Raw genomic sequence first — 17741 nt, 5'->3', positions numbered from 1 at the left:
TCCCGACGCGCTGCGCCACGCCGCTCATGACGTTCCACGAACACCTTCGACGTTCAGCCGGCCAGGCAATCGCCGCCGTCCCCATCGCCGAGACACGCGAGATCTACGCCGTCTCCTTCTACATCGACCACGAGCGGGACGATCCCCGGCGACCGATCCTCACGATCGGCTACAACACCGAGACCCAGGTCGAAGCAGTCAGCAATCAACCAGCCGGCCGCCCCTCCGACTTGGCCGAAGCACGCTGGAACTATGCCTTCTGGCTCCAGAACGAGCTCGCCGTGATCGGCGACAGCTCCCACGATCCCGCTGGGGCGCGTGCGCGCGAGGACTGGATCAGGGAAGCCGGACTTTGGTACGCCGAACCCGCCGTCGCAGCTGACTGGACGACCGCCGCCGAGCGGCTCGCCCAGCAGATCGATGCACGCTTCAACGAAGCCTGCATCGACCTCGCCGCCGAACTCCACGCCACCGGCGTCATCCAAGAGTCTCTGGGCCGCCCAATGCCCATCCTCATCCACGAACTGGAGTACTACGACGACGTTGCGCGGTGGACGGAACACGCCAACCCTCCCGACCTGGCCAACGAGTTCACCAACTGGGTCCGCAATGGCTGAGGTATTCGAAGAGTTCCAATATCTGACTCCACCGTTAGCCGTCTATCCGGCCGAGTCGATCAAGGCGCACCGGGCCTTCATCGCCCGCCGTCGGGCCACCCGGCCCAGCGAGGAGTACCGGATTCCCACCGAGGAATAATGGGACGCCTTCCTCACGCACTTCGAGAAGCGCACGGTGTCCATCGGTACCTGCGTCCGCGCATTTGCAACCCCTTGTGTTCATGAGCACGCATGTGTCAAATGTTCACTCCTCCGTCCGGACCCAGCCCAACGCGGCCGGCTGGTCGAGATCCGCGACAACCTCACCGACCGCATTGCCGAGGCCGAACGCGAAGGCTGGATCGGCGAGGTGGAAGGTCTCCGTGTCAGCCTGGCCGGCGCCGAGGACAAGCTCACTCAAATGGACCGACGCACTGTCAACGCCACGGCGATCAACATCGGCATGCCACGCAGAACCCCAGCTCAGCCAATCCGGGCGGAGGAAGGAACAGCTGCGCCGGGACAATCAGTGGATGACCACCAATGAGATCCGGTTCGACTGCCGACGAAAGCAGCGTGGCGATGGCAGCGTGCTCGTGATCGTCCCCCGCATCGACGGAGCACCACTCACCGAGCTGATCGACAGCTTCGAGATCGCGGCCGGGATGACGCCCGCAGGGAACGCATACGGTGGTCTGATTCCGCAGTTCTACCGGTTCGGGCCGATGGAGGACCACTTCCGCGGACTGTCCACCGACGCGATGGGGCCGGGGACGCCTCTGCTCGGCTGTGAATGCGGAGAGTGGGGCTGCTGGCCACTCATGGCCCGCATCACCGTGACAGCAGATCTCGTGATCTGGGACTCCTTCGAGCAGCCCCACCGCAAGACCCGCGACTACACGGCGTTCGGCCCGTTCCGGTTCGAACTTCGCCAATACGATGCCGCCTTGGACGCTCTAATATCGGCAATCGGCTCCGACACCACATGATCTGGACCTACCAGCGCCAGCGGTGGTTTGTTGACAGCTGGTCGGGTCGCGGTAGGCCGATGGGAGAGGACATCGCCTGCGCCTCGGGGGGCGATGGCCAAGCGTCGAACACCGCCGTTCCTCTTCGGTCAACGCCGCGAGTTCGGCGTCGAGCCCGGGGGTGGGCGTTGCCGGGTGGCCTGAGTGCCGACACCATCCAACCTCCGACGTCGTCGGACGATCCCTCGGCGACGAGGCTGTAGTACGCGAAACTGCGGAAGTAGTACCGGAAGGCATCGGGTCGCAGAGTGTTGATGTCGATGCGGATTCTCTGAAGTTCCCCGGGCCGGCCTCCCACCACGCGTCGGAAGCCGCGGACGCTACCCGCCCGTCCCGACACGAGGCCCGCGTCGGGACGTCGACGGAACCGATGGGCGCGGCATCGGTTCTCGGGATGAGACGACCCGCCTGTCGGTTCGGCGGCGCGAACCCGCCACCGAGGCCGGGACGCTCGTCGTGCCGACCGCGGAGGTCCTGGCGCCCCCCGTCGCCGACCCACATCACTCCCGACGTTCCATCCCCGAGCCACCGGAAGCGGGAACGAGCGGCGCCGATTGCGCGATACCGGGGCCGCCCGGCGGCCTCGGACGCCGATTCGCCCGTCTGATGGCCCTTGACTTTCCCAGTGGGAAAGTCGGATGCTTACTTTCCCACCAGGAAAGTGAGGTTCCATCATGACCGACACCGCTCCGGAGCAGGCCCGCGCCGCGCTGGACGTCGTCGACCGTGCCCAGCGCCGCGTGGCCGACGAAGTCGGCCTGCCCCGCGGCTACTGGTGGGCGATGGCCGCCGCTTGGACCGTGCTGGGTGTGCTCGGCAGCGTATGGCAGTGGCTGGGCGGAATCGCAGCCGCGGCCTTCGGCACGGGTCACGCGATCGTCGCGACGCGCCTGCTCGGCGGACGCCGACGCACCGGCCGAGTGCAGGTGAGCGCGGCCGTCGCCGGGCGCCGCACCCCGCTGGTGGTGATCGGCATGCTGGTCGTGCTCGTCGGCTCCACCATCGCCGTCGCGCTTGCACTGGACGCCGACGGCGCGGAGCACGCCGGCATCTGGGCTGCGGTGCTGGTCGCAGCCGTCATCGGCTTCGGCGGACCGGACATCCTGAGCGTTCTGCGCCGGTGGGCACGGGCATGACGGCGCCGCGGTTCGACGAACTGATCCACCCCAGCACCCGGTTGACGCTGGTGGCGACGCTGGCCGCCGCCGACTGGGCGGAGTTCGCCTACCTCAAAGACCGACTGGGGCTCTCCGAATCGGCGCTGTCCAAGCAACTCGCCACCCTCGAAGAGGCCGGGTACGTAACCACCGAGCGCCGCCTCAGCAGCGGTCGCCGCAAGGTGCGCGCCCGCCTGACCGGTGCCGGCCGGGACGCCTTCGACGGGCATGTCGCCGCGCTGCAGGCCATCGTCGCCGGCGCCACAACGCCCACCGAGAGTCCCGCTACCCGCTCCTGACGCGGGCGCGGCCACGTATTCGGCGCACCACGCGCCCGACGCACGCCCTGTCGAACGGCTCCGGTCGAACGCGCACCCGAGTCCGGCGGCCGTGGGCGCGGTGGATGAGCCTGGAGGCCATGGCGTTCCCGCGTCCTGCCGCGACCATGGCGCTCTCGTCCGGCACGACGCGCAAGGCGTCGCTATCCGCGCGCCGGCCGCGCGCCGGCTCCGCTCGCCATCAGCGGCCGTTCGCGATCAGTCGGGCCGCCACGGCTCGGCCGTGGGCGAGCGGGTCCGTTTCCCACCCGCGCAACAGGCCGGCCATTGCGCCGTCGTACACGAGCAGTACATCCGCGGCCAGGGCGGTGGGGGCCGGGCCGCCGACCGCGTTCGCGAGCAGGGTCAGCCTGGTGCGGAGCAGCGCCGACTCTGCGGCGAGTACCGCATGGGCCGGGTGCTCCGGCGACGGGAGTTCGGTGCCCGTCGCGAGGAAGGCGCAGCCGCGTGCGGGGATGTGGCGGTTGCGGTAGGTGGCGACGGCGTCGAAGAGTGCCAGCAGCTTGCCGGTGGGCGTCTCCGCGGCGTCGACGGCCTCCTGCCAGATCCGGTCCCAGCGGTCCAGGCGGCGTTGCAGTGCGGCGGCGATCAGACCGTCCTTGCCGCCGAAGTGTGCGTAGAGCGTGCCGGGTGAGACGTGCGCCTGCTCCAGGACTCGGTCGACGCTCGTTCGAGCGATGCCGTCGCGGTAGAAGAGTTCGTCGGCGGCGTCGAGCAGTCGGGTTCTGGGGGGCGCGTCCGGTTTCGGTGCGGGGTCGAAGGCGGGGTCGGGCCGGGAGTCCTGTGCCATGCCTGTACCATAACGCTCGTTACACTGAAACGATCGTTACAGTGGCAGGGCGTCGATGTCGGGTCGGGTCGTCGCACCGGCCGAGGGGTGGATATGGCCGGCACCTCGGGAGCGGAAACAGGCGCGGGAGCAGGAGCGGGGTCGGGATCGGGATCGGGAACGAGGAGGTCGCGGTCGGGTTCCGCTCGGCGGGGTCCGTTCGTCGGCGCCGTGTTGGTGCTCGTCAGCTGTCTGGGAGTGCAGACCTCGGCCGCGCTGTCGTCGGGGCTCTTCGGCGCGTTGAGCGTGCCGGCCGTGGCGGGACTGCGTCAGGCGACCGCCGCGCTCGTCCTGTGCGTACTGGTGCGGCCGAGGGTGCGGGGGCGTGGTCGGGGCGAATGGGCGGGGATCCTCGCGTACGGATCGGCGATGGCCGGCATGAATGTGGCGTTTTACGGTGCGGTGGACCGGCTGCCGCTCGGCGTCGCGGCCGCCTTGTTGTTCCTGGGCCCGTTCGCGGTCGCGGTCTCGTCGGTCCGGACTCGGCGTGACGCGTTGTTTCCCCTGGTCGGCCTGGTGGGCGTCGTACTGGTCACTCGGCCCGGCGGGAGTGTCGAGTGGCTCGGGATCGGTTTCGGGTTGCTCTCGGCACTCGCGTTGGCGCTGTACACCGTGTTTGCGCAGCGAGTCGGCCGGGCCGACGCGGGATTGCACGGCCTCGGCCTGTCCGTGGCGGTCTCGGCGGTGTTGTTGTTGCCCTTTTCCGGGCCCGCCGTGCCGCGGGTGGAGGCAGGTCAGTGGGTCCTGGTCGGCATGTCCGGCGTCCTCGGAGTGGCTCTGGCCTTCACTCTCGACTTCACCGCCGTCAGACTCGCCGGCGCCACGGTGGTGGCAGTCCTGTTCGCCCTCGATCCGGTGGTGGGGACCCTGGTGGGCGTCATAGCCCTCGGCGAGGGCCTGCCCCCGTCCGCACTCGCCGGTATCACGTTGATCGTCGCGTCCGGTGCGGCGGTCACCTGGCGCGCGGGGACACCGCCGTCGGCCGACGGGAACGCTTGACGGCGCCGCCCGCAACCGTCCCGTCCGCCGCTATGGCGAGCGCCGCGACGTCGAGTCAGCGGTCTGTGGCGGGTGTGCCCTGTGCCGGTCGGGTGCGGAGGGCTTCGGCGAACTCCTCGGCGCGGCCGAGTTGTGCGTGGAGCTTGTCGACCTGTGGGTGGTGGTCTGCTCGTAGGTGCGTACGCGTTCGAATGCGCCTCGCGGTCGTCGGCGCCCGTGGTGTCGGCGTGGCCGTTCGGCGTCTGGGCGGTCGGTGGCCTCCAGCAGGTCGCGCGTCTGTTCCGGAGCCGGGCCCAGCGGCTTCGTCCGACGGATGACCGCGCGGCGGGTCCACCGCCCGGGCCGGCGTCGGGTCACCAGGTGACGGGCAGCATCAACCCCGGAGCCGGCCTCACACGAGCATGCGAACCTCACGCGTCCGCGCACCGGCACTTCGGCCCACCGACACGACGCTCTCGCCGCCATCGCCCGAGAACCCGAGAACCCCGCCCCATGATCGGGAGGAGCGGTGGGGGCTGTGATGGTCGTCGACCACGGGGCGGCATGCGTCCGCGGGGTCGAACGCGATGCGCACGTGGTTGATGACGCCGGCCGTGATCCGCGGGTGGTGGGCATGGAGGGGCGGCCCGTGCGGCTGCCGTGGCGCGACGCGGCGGACGGGCGGGTGCGGTCGTGGGTCCCGCAGATGTTCGTCCGGTACGTGGACGGCACCGCACTGTTGGCCGACTGCCCGAGCCAGGCCAAGGCCGGAGGGGAGCGGGTGTCGAAGCCGCAGCGGTGACAGCAGCGGCGTACGAGGCCGTCGGCTGGTCGTATCGGCGGCTCGAGCCGTCGGATCCGGTGTCGGCGGCGAACCTGCGGTGGCCGGCCGGGTACCGGCATCCCCGCAACGGGAGTCGGCCCCGGCTGACGGCCTCGGTACTCGAGGCGTTCACACGGGCGCGGCCGCTGATCGAGGGCGTCGAAGCCGTCGGCGACCCGATCGAGGTCCTCCCCTGCGTCTTTCACGCCCTGTGGCACTCGCGACTGTCCGTGTCCTTGGACGAGCCGTTGCCCGAACACGTCCTGGTGCGTATGTCGGTGGCGGGCGCCGAGGGCACCACTGCGTTGTGGGGAGGCGGGGCGAACGGGGCACGGCGGGGCGGCCGGTGGTCGCGGTGGGGGCTGGGGGCGCGTGTGCGGTTCCGCGGAGCGCGGCGGCAGGTCGTCGGGCTGTCCGGGCAGTGCTGCGTCCTGGTCGGCGAGAACGGGGTCGACAAGGTGGTGTTGGCCGGGTTTCTGTTCACCGATCCGGACTTCGCGGTCTTGGGCGCGGAGGTTCGGGTCGCAGGCGGTGCCGCGGTGGGGCTGCCGGCATGAACGCGGATGGGTTCGTCCAGTGGTGTCGGCCGGACGGTAGGTGATCGCCGATCGCCGACGCCGCCGGGCGTCGTGGCAAACGGATCCGTCGCCCGCCGCGTACGGCTCGGCGGATTCCCCGAGCGGGGGACGGCGACCCGCCGGCTTTCGGAGCAGCGTTCTGGTCGGGTCAGGTGAGCAGTACCCGTTTGTGTGGCGGTTTGGAGCCGGCACGGCCGAACAGCCGGTGCCTTGAGCAACTCGGGGATGCCGTCGCGTTCGATCCGGCGGGCCGTTGCGGCGTCAGGGAGAGTCGATGACCTCGTGGCCCGCGGCGCGCAGGGCGGCGAGGGCTTGTGTGCGGTGCGGGTCGGGCACCAGGAGGAGGTCCGCGTGGTACGTGGAGCAGACGAACACCGGCACCGCGGCCTCGGCGAGGGGTTGGACGAGGGAGGCCAGCAGCCCGGGCACGTCCAGGCCGTGCTGTGCGTCGGCGTCGTACAGGCCGATCCAGCGCTGTGCCGCGGGGGTGTCGGCGGAGGCGTTCCGCACGACGGTCAGCCCCTCGGGCGCGCGGACCAGGGCGTGCCACGCGTCGTCGCGGGGTTCGCGGTCGTCGGCGAGATGGTCCAACGCGAACACGTGGTCCAGGACGGTGAGCCGAAGTACGGGACGGGGGCGGATGTTCGCGTCCGTCTCGGCGGTGTTCGCGTCCGTCTCGGCGGTGTCGTCGCCGGTGCTGCCGGTTTCCCGGTGCCGCGTCAGGTCCAGGGTGAACGCGACCCGGTCGAGACCGGGGCCGTCGTAGTCGGGTTGGACGGGTGAATCGCCGGCGTCGGACAGTGTCTCGAAGCCGAGCCGTTCGTGGAATCGTCGGGAGCCCTCGTTGCCCGGGCTGGTGACACTGTGCACATGCCGCCGCCCGCTTGCGCGGGCTTGGTCGAAGAAGCCCAGGTACAGGGCCTTCGCGATCCCGCGTCCGTGCCAGGCGGGGTCGACGCCCACGAAGTGGATGTACGCCACATCGGGTCGGCTCTGCGAGTGGAACCCCACAAGGAACGCCACCGGTTCGCCCTCGCGTTCGACGAGGTAGCTGGTCGTGGCGAAGTGCTGGAAATACAGCCGGGGCAGGAGCAGGGCGCGTTCTCGGGAGCCCGCCTCCCCCTGGAAGCCGCCCCACCAGGCATCGAGCACCGCCAGGATCCGTGGTTGATCCTCGGCGACCGGATGACGGACGGTCAATCCCCTTGGCAAGTCGTCGATCATGGTCGAGATGATGTCAGGACGTCGTCGGTCGGCCCAGCGAATTGTTCGCGGCCGTTCGCCCGCCGCGTCGGCGCGGCACGCGTCGTATTCGACGTGCGTGCCCGCTACTTGTCCTGGACGCAGCCGAGCAGGGCCGTGCCCACGTCGTCGAACAGCGCATGGTTGAACGACTTGTGGGCCGCGATCTCGTCCACGTGCCGGACCAGGTCCACCCGGTCCTGCTCGAACGTCACCGTGGCCACCGGCCAACCCCAGGCCGCGCCGCAGATGGACCACAGACCTTCCCGCGAGCCCATCACGGCCGGGTGGTCGAGCTCGGCGTCGGCACCTCTGATCGGACGCAGGTGATGATGGCCGGGCAGCGCCACACGGACCGGATGGACGAAGTCGACAGGCAGCCACGTCATGAGCCGCAGGTCGGCAGCCAGCGTTGGACGAACCGGGTGAGGACGTCGCGTCGGTGTTCGGTGGGGTGTTCGCCGCACAACCAGTCCGCGTATGAGGTTCGGTTGTGGTGTCGCTGGGATGTTCGGTTTCGTGTGTCACTGATGTGTGGATGTATCAGTCCGACACAGCCGATTCGCCCCGGATCGACCATGCTCGCCACGTCGGCCGTTGCCCGCCTCCGGCGAGGACGACGTTCGCTTCGGGGCGGCATTTGGATAGAGTGCCGCCGCCGACCGACCCCACGTTCCACGGAGGCAACTTGTCCAGCCAGCCGGGAAACCACGGGCCCTATGGTCCCCCTCACCCTCCGCACCCCAGGTGGGCCTGGTGGGTCGTGGGCATCGCGATCCCACTGATCGGCATCATCGTCACCATCGCCGTCGGTCGCGGCGGCGGCTCGGACGCCGGGTCCTCTTCGGCGAACACGGGCGGCGCGCCGGCCCCACAGCTTCCGCCGGCGAGCACATCCGTTCCACAGCTTCCGCCGGTGAGTACCCCCTCGGGGTCGGGGTCGGGAGCATCCGCGCCCGGGACGGCGGGGCCCGCCGCCCCGGCCCCCCGCATCGCTTTCGGCCCCGGTACGGTCACGGTCGACGTCTCGACCAGCTACCTCGACCTGGACACCAGCCCCCCGCTGGCCACCCAATCGAACAAGGCGGCGGACATCGTGTTCGCTTACAGCGTCGGCGCGCCCAACCTCCTGACCACCGGATCCACCCCGACCCTGGCCGTGCTCCCCGTCGACGCCGCCCCTCCCACCCCCGCCCAATGCAACGATGCGATCGGCAAGCGCGGCACACACACGGGAGGTAAATCCGTCCTGGGGTCGAGTTTTTGCGTCCTGACCGACGAAGGGCGCACTGCCTACCTCCGGCTGACCACACCCCCCGCCGTGGGCGCACCCCTACGCATGCAGGTCACCGTGTGGGAGGCCCCCTGAGCTTGTGCTCTATGGTCTGATCTCGAACGATGCCTCGAACGGGGTCACTCGTCCGGGAGTTCGCCGGACGAGTGACACGGCCTTCGTCTGATCGTGTGCTCCGACCAAGGACACACGCGATCGATACGAAGGCCGTGGGGGAATGAGTCTGCTGTACCACGAGGTTCGGAGCGAGCCGTTCGCGCAAGCGCCACACTTCCGGGAGGACTTCTTCGCGTGTCGGACCGCGCGGCGTGACGAACTGCGCGAACTCACGGGCGCGTTGCTGTGCGCGGACGGGCCGGTGACGACGCCGGTGGAATCGACGCTGCTTGCCGAGCACCGCCGCGGGCACGGCGCGCGGTACGACGCTCTCAACCGCGGCCGTCTCGACACCGGCAGGTTGCGGCGGAACGCTTGCCGCGCTGCCCCAGCCCAGGGCCGCCCACGACCGGCTCGTCCTGGCCGTGGACGTGGCAACTGGCTGCGGCCGGACGCCCCCACCAGCGCGGACAGGCTGTTCTGCCACACCTGTGGCCGCGGCCGGGACCAGCACCTGATGATCCCGGGCCGGCCGAGGCTGTTACAGAGCATCACCAGGACCGCCCGCCCCCGCCGAGGGCAGCGGACTGTGACTGCCGTGGTTCGCACGCCCGGGTGGACTACACATCCCGACAACGGTCGGGCCGTTCGACCCCGGCCCATTGCGGGCCGGGCACGACGGTGATGCCGAAGTCGAAGCCGTGGAGACGGCGTTCGTCATGCCATGGCAGGGCGGCATCGACCTCGTCCCACAGTCGGCGTGGCCCGCCCTGGACGGCCTTGCCGATTCCGGGTCGGTCGTCGACCAGCGCCCAGGAACGTCCTCGGTCCCAGAACTGCCACGCCGTCCCGACGAAGGCGGCGGGCCTGAGCGGGCCGGGCCGGGGGACGGCTCGGTCCGCCGCCTTTTCCACTCGGCCGGAGGCCGGGTGGGGCCCGTGTCGTACCTCCGTGGTACTCAAGCCCTATGAGTCAGTTCCGCGATTTCAACTTCAAGCTGCTCGTCATCGACAAGCTCATGTACGGCCGTGAGCGGCTTCTCCCGGTCTACGACCTGCCCGGGCGGCTGGCCGAGCGTGGGATCCGCGACGCCGCGTCCTACGTGCTGAGGAACGGCCTTTACGAGGAGGTGCTGCCGGAGTCCCGGGCTCATTTCGAGGCCCTGGAGATCCCGGCCGAGCTGCTCGCCCGCGTCGAGGAACTGTGCTTCGACGCCGGGGCGGACGTCTTCCGGCACTGTGCCCCCGCCTGGGACGGCGAGGACGATCTGTTCGACGTCCGTTCGCTCGACGACCTCGACCTGCTGCCCAACCTGCGGGCGGTCACCTTCGTGCGGGACGGCGTCCTGGCGGTGCCGGACGCGGCGGAGGTCTTCGCCGCGCGCGGCATCGACACCGACTGAGCCCGGCACCCATTCGTCGCCCGCCGCCTCGGCTGAGGCCCTCAAGGGCCCCAGCCGAGGAATACCGCGCACCGACGTCACGCGGGCGCCTACGGCCGCTCCGGCGCCCCCGACGGCCTCGGCCACGCCTCCCGGCCCGGCCGTGCCCGTGCGGCCGGTCGCGCCCGTGGCCGTGCGTGACACCGCCTCGCCCCCGCGCGGCGATCGGCCGCAGGACGTTGGACAGCGCCCCGGCGGACCACGCCCTGGCGGTCACGGCGACCGCGACCGCGTGTGCGCGCCACGGCCTGGGCCCAGTCACCGACTGGCAGGTCGAGGTCGCCCACCCCTTCGACAAACACAACCCGATCGCCGACGCCGTCGTGACCACCGACACCGGCTGGCCATCACGAACCAGGACGCGGCACTGGCCGCGCTGCCGGCGGGACCGTTGCGCATGCGGGTGCGTCACGTGCTGACCGAGAACGTGCGCGTCCTGCCCGCCGTGGCCGCGTTGCGAGCCGGCGACGTGCGCGCGATCGGTCCCGAACTGTGCCGACCGGTTCCGGTGCTCCCGAGCGGAACGGAGCGTCCCGGCCGCGACGATGCGCGACGACTACACCATCTCGTGCCACGAGTTGGACACCGCCGTGGACACCGCGCCGGCCGCGGGCGCACTCGGCGCCCGCCTGGTCGGCGGCGGGTTCGGTAGCTCGGCCATCGCCCCAGTCGAGGAGGACGACTCGGTTGCGGTCGCCGAGGCGGTGGAAAAGACTTTCGCGGCACGCGGGTTCACCACCCCGCGCTTCTTTGAGGCCATCCCGTCGGCAGGGGCACGCCGCTTTTCCTGAACCCGGACCTCACCGCGCCCGCTAGACGGGGTGAGGTCCGGCGTCGACCGCGGGTCGGTCGAACTCGAGGCCCTTCGCGATGGGGCGCGGGGAAGAGCGGACGCGCGAACGTCGTCCCACCGGCAAGGCCGCCCGGGTTCTCGAGGCTCGATCTCAGTTCTGGGGGAGAATGCCGCGAGCGCTCCGAGCACTGATGGGCCGCCTGCCGATCTCGTCCGCGCGGAGTTGTTCGCGACCCGTAGCGAATTCATCCCGCGGTTCGAGGTCGGGTCGACGTAGACAGCGGAGTGAGGTCTGTGCGACGGCCGGCGGCACCAGTACCGATTCCGCAGCCGCGAGTGCCATCCCCGCCTCGTACTTGCGTCGAATGATCTTGTTCCCGCAGAGTGGGGATTCGGTCCGTCCCGCCCGGTCGGCGACGGCCGAGGCACCCATCTCCTTTCCTGAGGAGCACGACTTGGCCACCTTCGTTCTCGTTCCGGGCATGTGCCACGGCGGATGGACGTTCGAGCCGCTCGCCCGGCGGCTGCGTGAACACGGGCACCAGGCGTACCCGTTGACCCTGACCGGGGTCGGCGCGCGTGCCCATCTGCTCTCCTCGACCGTCAACCTGGAGACACACATCCAGGACGTGGTCAACACGCTGCTGGACGAGCAGATCGAGGACGCGGTGCTGGTCGCGCACAGCTACGGCGGCATGGTCACCACCGGAGTCGCCGACCGCGTTCCGGACCGCGTCGACTCCCTCGTCTACGTGGACGCCCTCGTCCCGGGCGACGGCGACTCCTGCTGGAGCCTGGTCCCCGCCGAGCGCGAGTGGTACCTGGAGTCGGGCGAGACCGGGTACGCCGTCCCGCCGCTGCCGTTCTTCGACCCGCGCGCCACCCCCCACCCGTTGGCCTCGCTCATCCAGCGACTGCGGTTGACCGGCGACGGCGACCTGGCGCGTTTCCGGCGCCGGGACTACGTGTACGCGACCGGATGGGACGGCGAGTCTCCGTTCGAGTCCCTGCGCGAACAACTGTTGGCGGACCCGCTCTGGACGGTGCACGACGTCGACAGCAGGCACAACATCATGCGCGACGCACCCGACACCCTGCTGAAGATCCTGCTCGACTCCGTATAGCGAAACACCCGGAGAATCGAACTCGAACTCGAACTCAAACCCGCCCCGCAATCCCGACGGTTGTCCTTCGGTAGAGCCGGGGCACGGCCCTCGTGCTGCATGGTGACGCCTCTGCAGTCGTGCGGCGTTCGTGGGTGGGCGCCGAAGCGGGCGTGGGCGAGGCGTCGAAGAGCAATGAGCCGTGCGGCTGTCGTGGTCATGCGGTGGAAGCGCTCGATGTCGAGTCTGTGCCGCGCAGTTCCGCCAAGGCGGCGCGCAGGACGGAGATCTCTTGGTCGAAGTCGGCGACGTGCAGGTCATTGCAATGGATGAGGAGTTTGCGCCGGCCGCCGGACAAGTAGTCGTACGTGAGCCTTTCCGGCACGAGGAAGCTCGAGCTTTCGGCCATGGGCAAGTGGCGGCTCGCGCTCGACGTCCTGGACGAGGCCGCCGACTGGGACCTGATGCCGTCCGTGGTCGTGGCCGACGCCGGCTACGGACGGAACGCCCTCTTCCGGGCCGGACCGACCGAACGCGAACTCGACTACGTGGTCGCGATCCGGGCGACACCGTCGTGCATCCTGCGGCGGCCACGTCCGTCGCGCCGCCGTGGTCGGGGACGGGGCGCCGCCGACGGCGCGATATCGGGTACGGGCGGCGCGCATGGGCGCGCTCGCGACGGGGATCGGCCGGGGGGCTTCGTCGAGGTCGTGCGGCGTCGGGGTTCGCGTGGGCCGATGCGGTCGCGGTTCCTGCGTCTGCGGGTGCGACCCGCCGGGATAGCCGTTCCGATCCCCCGAGCCCTTTCACGCCGCCGTCACCCTTGATGCCTCGGATCATGCGGTCCGCCGCAGGCGGTTTGTCGTCGAGGCCGGGACGTTCCGGCAGCTGACGAGCGACACGAAGACCTCGTCAACGAGCGCACCCGCCTGACCAACCGTCTGCATGTGTTGCTGCGCGACCTGGTGCCCGGTGGCGCCACGACTCGGCTCTCGGCGACGGCACCGGATCGCACCAACTGCTGTGACACACAGGGGCACTCATCAGCGGTTAAGCGGTGCTCCGGGCCCGGTGGCACCACCCCAGGTCACGTGTGCTTCATGTGTGCGACAGGGGGCAATAGCCATGCCGGGCCCGGAGGTTAGGAGTTCCTTGCGGGGCCGAGGAAAAGTGGCTCCGTGGCTGATCGGTCACGGTCATGCGGATTCCGCGGCGCCGCGAGGCGCATAGGTCGTTGCTCCGCGTATGGGTGACGGGAGTCTTCGGCTGTTCAGATCGGCGGCAAATGTCGCGCTGTGCATTCCACCAGGGCGCCGGTGTACTGCGGGCGGGGCGGGCGGCCGCTGCGGGACGGCCGGACTTCCGACCCTGAGCAGCGGACGCGGTGCACCGGGGGTGGGCAGCCATGTCCGCGCTGGGACCGACACGTTGTCTGCCGGCACTGTGGGAGATCCGGACGACGGGGTCAACGCCGCGGGAGTTCACGCAGCGACACCTTCAACCCAGATCGAGCCTGGGCACCCCGAACGAGCCCTTCGATGGGGCCCGTTTCCACTGACCGCCCTTCGGCCCAACGCCATCCGCACGACGGGGGGCGTGCGCTCATGGACGGACCCGCTCGCCTGCACCGGCCTCGGGTTATGCCCTCCGGCCGCCCGCCCGGCGCCATGCCGCCCTGAAGCGGCCGCGGAAGGCGAGGACGAGGCCGGCGGCGAACAGTGCGCCGGCGAAGGCGAGGATGATCGGGGTTCGGCTGGAGGCACCGGTCTCGGCCAGGGGTTTGGCGTCGTTGTCGGTGTCCTTGTCGGAGCCGGTGTCCATGGGGATGTCGTCCGCGGCATCGGGTGCCGAGCCCGGCGTGGCCGGTACCGTCGCGAGGGCCGACGCGGTTGCCCGCGCCGACGGGGATGCCGATGCGCCGGACCGGTCGGGTGCGGAGGTGGCCGTGGTGTTCGCGGAGGGCGTGGCCGGTGGCGGTACGTCGGCTCCCGGGGAGATGGCGGCGATGGTGACGTCGTCGTAGTAGTTCACCACGGCTGCTGTGCCGCCTGCCTTGTGTCCCTTCCAGGCCTGCCAGTTGGGTCGGTACAGTCCGATCTTGTGGTAGGGGGCGGTGTCCTGGTGATAGCTGTTGGGGCCGCGGTGCGATCCCACCTCGGCCCCGTCGAGCCGCGCGGTGATGGAGCCGGTGGCGGCGGAGGAGGACCAGGTGATGTCGAAGGACCACTGGTTCCAGTGTCCGAGTCGTACCGGGCCGAGGTCGTATTTGACCTCGTGCGCCGGGTGCTTGCTCTCGTCGACCTGCTCTGAATCCGTCTTCCAGTGGACGATCATCATCCAGCGGTCGCCCTTGACGGCGAGGACGACCGCGGGGTAAGTGCCCGCCCCTCCGTGCCACTGGGAGACGATGGTCTGGGCGTCGTAGCGAATCCAGTCGCCGGGCAGGTAGTTGGCGAAGGTGTACCGGTAACTTCCGTACGGTACGCGCGCTGTGGCTATCTCGGTGCGGTAGGACTTCCCGTCGTCGGGCATGGCGAACCGGACGGCCTTGCCACCACGCCCGCCGGGCGCGGACTTGACGTCCACGGCGCCCGTGCCGTCGATGCCCTTGCGGGGAAACGCGGCGGTGGTTCCGGACTCGAACCCGTCCTTGAAGGGGACGGGAGTCAGCGCACGGTCGGCGACGGCGTCGGCCGCCCCGAGTCCCACCATCAACACGGCCGCCAATGCCGCGCCGACCCGACGTCTGCGGCTGTAACGCTGGAACATGAACCGTCCTTGAGATGAGGGGGATGCGGGGGTGACCTGCGGCGCAGCGACCGGTGTCCGCGGAACGAAGCGACAACGACTGCCGTCCACGGGCCGGCCGCGCACGACAGGTCTCAATCCATCAGAATCAAACACGTTCGCACGTGTTGGCACATGACATCCTCACTGGGCCCGTGGAGTCAAGTGCATGCGGAAGGATGAGCTCCGCTGGTGATGTTCGAGCGCAGCCGACCCGCGAGGAGGCGTGTGTCGGAAAGCGTCGCCGAAGGCTAGGGATCGTCCGAAAAGCGCCTGGTCGTCGGCCAGTTCCGGACGCGTGCGAATTTCCGTACGCGGGTGCGAATCACCCGTCGCGCATCCGTTCACCCGACTCCCGTTCCGGCCCGACGATTCGATCAGGCCCGGGAGCGACCGTGGCACTTGTGCAGATACAGCGCTCCGTCGCCGGCAGGAGCGTTGGGTGACGAGCTCCGCGGCAGTGCGGGACGGGTCGGTGTTGGGCGCATGCGTCTTATATGCGCAGACGCATGTCAGTGTGCATCACGGCTGCTTGATATTGCTTGAATTTATCCTGTTCGCTTACAACCAAGCATTCTTTTGCGTGTTTGGGCAGTCTTTCCGGATGTTCGAACACGCCTGCGAGCACACCTGCCCGGGATCGGATCGGGCCGGGCGCTCGGCATACGTCCTGTGCCCGGGCGAAGTTCGGCGTGCTCCGTAGCGGGGCCTGCGGTCGACCCGGGATGGCTGCTCCGGGCCGCCGTGCGGCGCCCTCGCAAAGGCCTTCGCGGACAACGGCCGCGGCCCCGTAGGAACGGGGCCGCGGCTTTTGCACCTGGCTGTGGTGGACGTCGGCGGCCTTCAAGCGTGCTGTGGTCGCTGCCCCGGTCTACCGGTAGGTCACCTCTGGATGCGGGCGGTCGGTGCCGCCGGGGTGAACTTCCATAGTTGGTTGGCGTTGTCGGAGTTCTTGCAGGTCCACTGGACGACCTTGGTGGGATCCGGTGCGTTGATACCGTGCGCGTCCATGCACAGCGAACTGTTGACGTTGGTGAGGGTGTACACGCCCGGTTCGGCGCCGGCCCCGGGCCTGGCCGTCCAGTGCTGATTGCGGCCGGAGTTGCAGCCGTACTGGACAAGTTGGGTATCGGGCGCGGTGGATCGTCCCGGGACCTCGAGGCACTTGTCGCCGATCGCGGACTTGATGGTGTACGAGCCGTCGCCGACCGGATCGACCCGCCATTTCTGCCCGGTGCCCGCGCCGGGAGACTGCTGGATGATCGGCGCCAAGTCCGTGGACGAAGCGTCTTGCACCGTCGCGTTCATGCCGCTGTGTTGCGCCGTCAGGGTGTACAGGCCCGGTTCGACGGTCGGCGCCGCGGTTTCGTCGAAGTGCACTGCGTCCAGGTCGAAGGTTGCGTCACTCCTCGTCTTGAACACCAGGTAGAGCTTGTGCGTGCCTGCGAGCGGAGCGAGGGGTCCACCCTGGACCGTTCGGTACGCGTCCCATCCGCCGGTGGCGGGGACGAGGGTGGTGCTCACCAGCGGTCCGCTCGGACTGTCCGCGTGCACCTCGATGGTTCCGCCACCCGTGGGTGAGGACAGTCGGTATCCGATGGCGGCGGTGTTGTGGAGGTTGGCCGGGTCGAACATGATCCAGTCGTTGTCGCTGATGTCGCCCAGCCGTTTGCCGTTTTCGGCGCCCGACTGTTCGACGACGCGCACCCCCGACTGTGCGGTGAAGAATTCGGCCTGCTTGTGCCGGGGGTGGAGCATGGCGCGGGTGTGCGAGGTCAGCGGGGGTGCGCCGGAGGCGCCCTTGTCGGTGTACTTGGCACTGACGATGTAGTAGAGGTTGGCGCCTTCGGGGTGCCCGCCCAGGTCGCCGGTGTCGATGGTGCCTTCGCAGCCGGGGATGTCGGTGGTGTGGTGCGCGTGGTCGTCGTGTCCCAGTGCGGGGTTGACGACGACCTCGGCGCAGTCGATCGCTCCGTCCTCGGGATCGGTGACCGTGACCTTGTAGGGCACGCGGTCGCCGAATTCGATGAAGCTGCCGTCGGCCGGGAGGTCCAGCTTGATCGTGGGCGCGGTGTTGCCCACGGTGACGGACACGTTGGCGAAGCCGGTGTCACCGGTGGTGTTGGTGACCTTCAGTTGCGCGTTGAAGGCGCCGACGGCGGTGTAGACGTGGGTGGGGTTCGGGTCGGTGGAGTCGACGGTGCCGTCGCTCTCGAAGTCCCACGCGTAGGTGATCGGGATGTTGCCCGGATCGTGCGTACCGTTGCTGTCGAACGCGACCGTCAGCGGTGCCGGGCCGTTGGTCGGCGTTCCCTTCGCCACGGCGACCGGCTGGCGCCGGCCCTGCGTGTAGTCGATGCGGTAGAGACCGGAGTCGTCGTTCCCGCCGCCGAAACCCCTGCCCCAGTCGAGCACGTACATCGAGCCGTCGGGGCCGAAGGTCATGTCCATCGGCTTGGCGAGCTGCGCCGTCGGCAGGAAGTCGTTGACCTGTAGAAGACCACCCGACGCGTCGGAACGAATCTCCTTGACGAACCCGCGTGCCCATTCGTAGAAGAACTCCGCGCCGTCGTAGTAGGCCGGGAACTTCGTGGGCGAGGGGTTGTTGGGGTCGTAGCGGTAGACGGGGCCGGCCATCGGCGCGCTGCCGCCGTTGCC

21 protein-coding genes and 1 pseudogene are annotated in these 17741 nt (G+C 69.6%); 15 read left to right on the top strand and 7 right to left on the bottom strand.

The features are described 5' to 3' along the window. The first annotated feature begins 26 nt into the window (after window positions 1–26). The 6 genes from ACIRL2_RS47210 (at window position 27) to ACIRL2_RS47185 (ending at window position 3080) form a co-directional block, all read left to right on the top strand. On the top strand, window positions 27–617 hold the full coding sequence (locus tag ACIRL2_RS47210) for a hypothetical protein (protein WP_402241299.1): 591 nt from the start codon (window positions 27–29) through the stop codon (window positions 615–617). Next, complete coding sequence (locus tag ACIRL2_RS47205; protein WP_402241297.1) at window positions 610–756, top strand: hypothetical protein; 147 nt, start codon at window positions 610–612, stop codon at window positions 754–756. Before ACIRL2_RS47210 ends, ACIRL2_RS47205 begins: the two co-directional genes overlap by 8 nt. Window positions 757–792: 36 nt before the next feature. Continuing rightward, a complete protein-coding gene (locus ACIRL2_RS47200) occupies window positions 793–1143 on the top strand; it encodes a hypothetical protein (RefSeq protein WP_402241296.1) in 351 nt (116 codons plus the stop codon). Next, window positions 1130–1585: a hypothetical protein gene (locus ACIRL2_RS47195; RefSeq protein ID WP_402241295.1), complete on the top strand. Its 456-nt coding sequence runs from the start codon at window positions 1130–1132 to the stop codon at window positions 1583–1585. The genes ACIRL2_RS47200 and ACIRL2_RS47195 overlap by 14 nt, the downstream gene beginning before the upstream one ends. 713 nt (window positions 1586–2298) lie before the next feature. Continuing rightward, window positions 2299–2760: a hypothetical protein gene (locus ACIRL2_RS47190; RefSeq protein WP_402241293.1), complete on the top strand. Its 462-nt coding sequence runs from the start codon at window positions 2299–2301 to the stop codon at window positions 2758–2760. Further along, entirely contained in the window at window positions 2757–3080 is a 324-nt protein-coding gene (locus ACIRL2_RS47185) for a transcriptional regulator (RefSeq protein WP_395861738.1), read from the top strand. Before ACIRL2_RS47190 ends, ACIRL2_RS47185 begins: the two co-directional genes overlap by 4 nt. Window positions 3081–3300: 220 nt before the next feature. Here the strand turns inward: ACIRL2_RS47185 and ACIRL2_RS47180 are convergent, their stop codons facing one another. Beyond that, complete coding sequence (locus ACIRL2_RS47180; RefSeq protein WP_395861736.1) at window positions 3301–3909, bottom strand: TetR/AcrR family transcriptional regulator; 609 nt, start codon at window positions 3907–3909, stop codon at window positions 3301–3303. Window positions 3910–4119: 210 nt separating this feature from the next. On the opposite strand from ACIRL2_RS47180, the gene ACIRL2_RS47175 reads away from it, so the two are divergent. The 3 genes from ACIRL2_RS47175 to ACIRL2_RS47165 all read left to right on the top strand — a co-directional run bounded on the left by ACIRL2_RS47175 (window position 4120) and on the right by ACIRL2_RS47165 (window position 6306). Beyond that, window positions 4120–4947, top strand: a complete 828-nt coding sequence (locus tag ACIRL2_RS47175) for an EamA family transporter (RefSeq protein ID WP_402241291.1) — start codon at window positions 4120–4122, stop codon at window positions 4945–4947. Window positions 4948–5521: 574 nt separating this feature from the next. Then, on the top strand, window positions 5522–5728 hold the full coding sequence (locus tag ACIRL2_RS47170; RefSeq protein WP_402241290.1) for a hypothetical protein: 207 nt from the start codon (window positions 5522–5524) through the stop codon (window positions 5726–5728). Continuing rightward, the gene (locus ACIRL2_RS47165; RefSeq protein WP_402241288.1) at window positions 5725–6306 is read left to right on the top strand and encodes a TnsA-like heteromeric transposase endonuclease subunit; all 582 of its coding nucleotides are present in this window, start codon (window positions 5725–5727) and stop codon (window positions 6304–6306) included. Before ACIRL2_RS47170 ends, ACIRL2_RS47165 begins: the two co-directional genes overlap by 4 nt. A 282-nt stretch (window positions 6307–6588) precedes the next feature. Here ACIRL2_RS47165 and ACIRL2_RS47160 read toward each other — a convergent pair whose 3' ends face one another. Both ACIRL2_RS47160 and ACIRL2_RS47155 read right to left on the bottom strand, forming a co-directional pair. Further along, entirely contained in the window at window positions 6589–7551 is a 963-nt protein-coding gene (locus tag ACIRL2_RS47160) for a GNAT family N-acetyltransferase (RefSeq protein WP_402241286.1), read from the bottom strand. Window positions 7552–7667: 116 nt separating this feature from the next. Next, window positions 7668–7958: pseudogene (locus tag ACIRL2_RS47155) on the bottom strand (N-acetyltransferase); the annotation flags it as partial. Between the two features lie 527 nt (window positions 7959–8485). On the opposite strand from ACIRL2_RS47155, the gene ACIRL2_RS47150 reads away from it, so the two are divergent. Further along, a complete protein-coding gene (locus tag ACIRL2_RS47150; protein WP_402241285.1) occupies window positions 8486–8938 on the top strand; it encodes a hypothetical protein in 453 nt (150 codons plus the stop codon). A gap of 142 nt (window positions 8939–9080) precedes the next feature. Next, the gene (locus ACIRL2_RS47145) at window positions 9081–9644 is read left to right on the top strand and encodes a transposase (protein ID WP_395861725.1); all 564 of its coding nucleotides are present in this window, start codon (window positions 9081–9083) and stop codon (window positions 9642–9644) included. Here the strand turns inward: ACIRL2_RS47145 and ACIRL2_RS47140 are convergent. After that, the gene (locus ACIRL2_RS47140) at window positions 9580–9921 is read right to left on the bottom strand and encodes a hypothetical protein (protein WP_402241372.1); all 342 of its coding nucleotides are present in this window, start codon (window positions 9919–9921) and stop codon (window positions 9580–9582) included. The genes ACIRL2_RS47145 and ACIRL2_RS47140 overlap by 65 nt on opposite strands. A gap of 5 nt (window positions 9922–9926) precedes the next feature. Between ACIRL2_RS47140 and ACIRL2_RS47135 the strand changes: the two genes are divergently transcribed. From ACIRL2_RS47135 to ACIRL2_RS47125, 3 genes are all read left to right on the top strand, one after another. Continuing rightward, window positions 9927–10361, top strand: a complete 435-nt coding sequence (locus ACIRL2_RS47135; RefSeq protein WP_395861724.1) for a DUF6892 domain-containing protein — start codon at window positions 9927–9929, stop codon at window positions 10359–10361. Window positions 10362–10945: 584 nt separating this feature from the next. Beyond that, on the top strand, window positions 10946–11191 hold the full coding sequence (locus tag ACIRL2_RS47130) for a hypothetical protein (protein WP_402241280.1): 246 nt from the start codon (window positions 10946–10948) through the stop codon (window positions 11189–11191). 457 nt (window positions 11192–11648) lie between these two features. After that, the gene (locus tag ACIRL2_RS47125) at window positions 11649–12317 is read left to right on the top strand and encodes an alpha/beta fold hydrolase (RefSeq protein ID WP_402241278.1); all 669 of its coding nucleotides are present in this window, start codon (window positions 11649–11651) and stop codon (window positions 12315–12317) included. Between the two features lie 196 nt (window positions 12318–12513). On the opposite strand, the gene ACIRL2_RS47120 is transcribed toward ACIRL2_RS47125, so the two are convergent. Then, on the bottom strand, window positions 12514–12705 hold the full coding sequence (locus ACIRL2_RS47120) for a hypothetical protein (protein ID WP_402241277.1): 192 nt from the start codon (window positions 12703–12705) through the stop codon (window positions 12514–12516). Here ACIRL2_RS47120 and ACIRL2_RS47115 point away from each other — a divergent pair. Beyond that, window positions 12704–13123 carry a transposase gene (locus tag ACIRL2_RS47115; RefSeq protein ID WP_402241275.1) on the top strand — a complete coding sequence of 140 codons (420 nt, stop codon included), beginning with the start codon at window positions 12704–12706 and terminating at the stop codon, window positions 13121–13123. The genes ACIRL2_RS47120 and ACIRL2_RS47115 overlap by 2 nt on opposite strands. A gap of 811 nt (window positions 13124–13934) precedes the next feature. On the opposite strand, the gene ACIRL2_RS47110 is transcribed toward ACIRL2_RS47115, so the two are convergent. Beyond that, window positions 13935–15065 (bottom strand): heparin lyase I family protein, encoded by a 1131-nt coding sequence (locus ACIRL2_RS47110; RefSeq protein ID WP_402241272.1) that lies wholly within the window; start codon window positions 15063–15065, stop codon window positions 13935–13937. Window positions 15066–15965: 900 nt separating this feature from the next. After that, the coding region (locus ACIRL2_RS47105; RefSeq protein WP_402241269.1) for an RICIN domain-containing protein at window positions 15966–17741 on the bottom strand (1776 nt) is incomplete at its 5' end.

Origin of the sequence: Embleya sp. NPDC127516 (assembly GCF_044765325.1) — a bacterium.
GTDB lineage: Bacteria > Actinomycetota > Actinomycetes > Streptomycetales > Streptomycetaceae > Embleya.
Note: the sequence above shows the minus strand (reverse complement) of the source record. Positions and strands in the feature narration are given on the sequence as shown.

Excerpts from the sequence above, each read along its gene's own strand:
- ACIRL2_RS47160 (WP_402241286.1), bottom strand. The coding sequence starts at position 7,551 with ATGATCGACGACTTGCCAAGGGGATTGACCGTCCGTCATCCGGTCGCC.
- ACIRL2_RS47120 (WP_402241277.1), bottom strand. The coding sequence starts at position 12,705 with ATGGCCGAAAGCTCGAGCTTCCTCGTGCCGGAAAGGCTCACGTACGAC.
- ACIRL2_RS47185 (WP_395861738.1), top strand. The coding sequence starts at position 2,757 with ATGACGGCGCCGCGGTTCGACGAACTGATCCACCCCAGCACCCGGTTG.
- ACIRL2_RS47110 (WP_402241272.1), bottom strand. The coding sequence starts at position 15,065 with ATGTTCCAGCGTTACAGCCGCAGACGTCGGGTCGGCGCGGCATTGGCG.
- ACIRL2_RS47135 (WP_395861724.1), top strand. The coding sequence starts at position 9,927 with ATGAGTCAGTTCCGCGATTTCAACTTCAAGCTGCTCGTCATCGACAAG.
- ACIRL2_RS47195 (WP_402241295.1), top strand. The coding sequence starts at position 1,130 with ATGACCACCAATGAGATCCGGTTCGACTGCCGACGAAAGCAGCGTGGC.
- ACIRL2_RS47145 (WP_395861725.1), top strand. The coding sequence starts at position 9,081 with ATGAGTCTGCTGTACCACGAGGTTCGGAGCGAGCCGTTCGCGCAAGCG.
- ACIRL2_RS47190 (WP_402241293.1), top strand. The coding sequence starts at position 2,299 with ATGACCGACACCGCTCCGGAGCAGGCCCGCGCCGCGCTGGACGTCGTC.
- ACIRL2_RS47115 (WP_402241275.1), top strand. The coding sequence starts at position 12,704 with ATGGGCAAGTGGCGGCTCGCGCTCGACGTCCTGGACGAGGCCGCCGAC.
- ACIRL2_RS47180 (WP_395861736.1), bottom strand. The coding sequence starts at position 3,909 with ATGGCACAGGACTCCCGGCCCGACCCCGCCTTCGACCCCGCACCGAAA.
- ACIRL2_RS47210 (WP_402241299.1), top strand. The coding sequence starts at position 27 with ATGACGTTCCACGAACACCTTCGACGTTCAGCCGGCCAGGCAATCGCC.
- ACIRL2_RS47205 (WP_402241297.1), top strand. The coding sequence starts at position 610 with ATGGCTGAGGTATTCGAAGAGTTCCAATATCTGACTCCACCGTTAGCC.
- ACIRL2_RS47130 (WP_402241280.1), top strand. The coding sequence starts at position 10,946 with ATGCGCGACGACTACACCATCTCGTGCCACGAGTTGGACACCGCCGTG.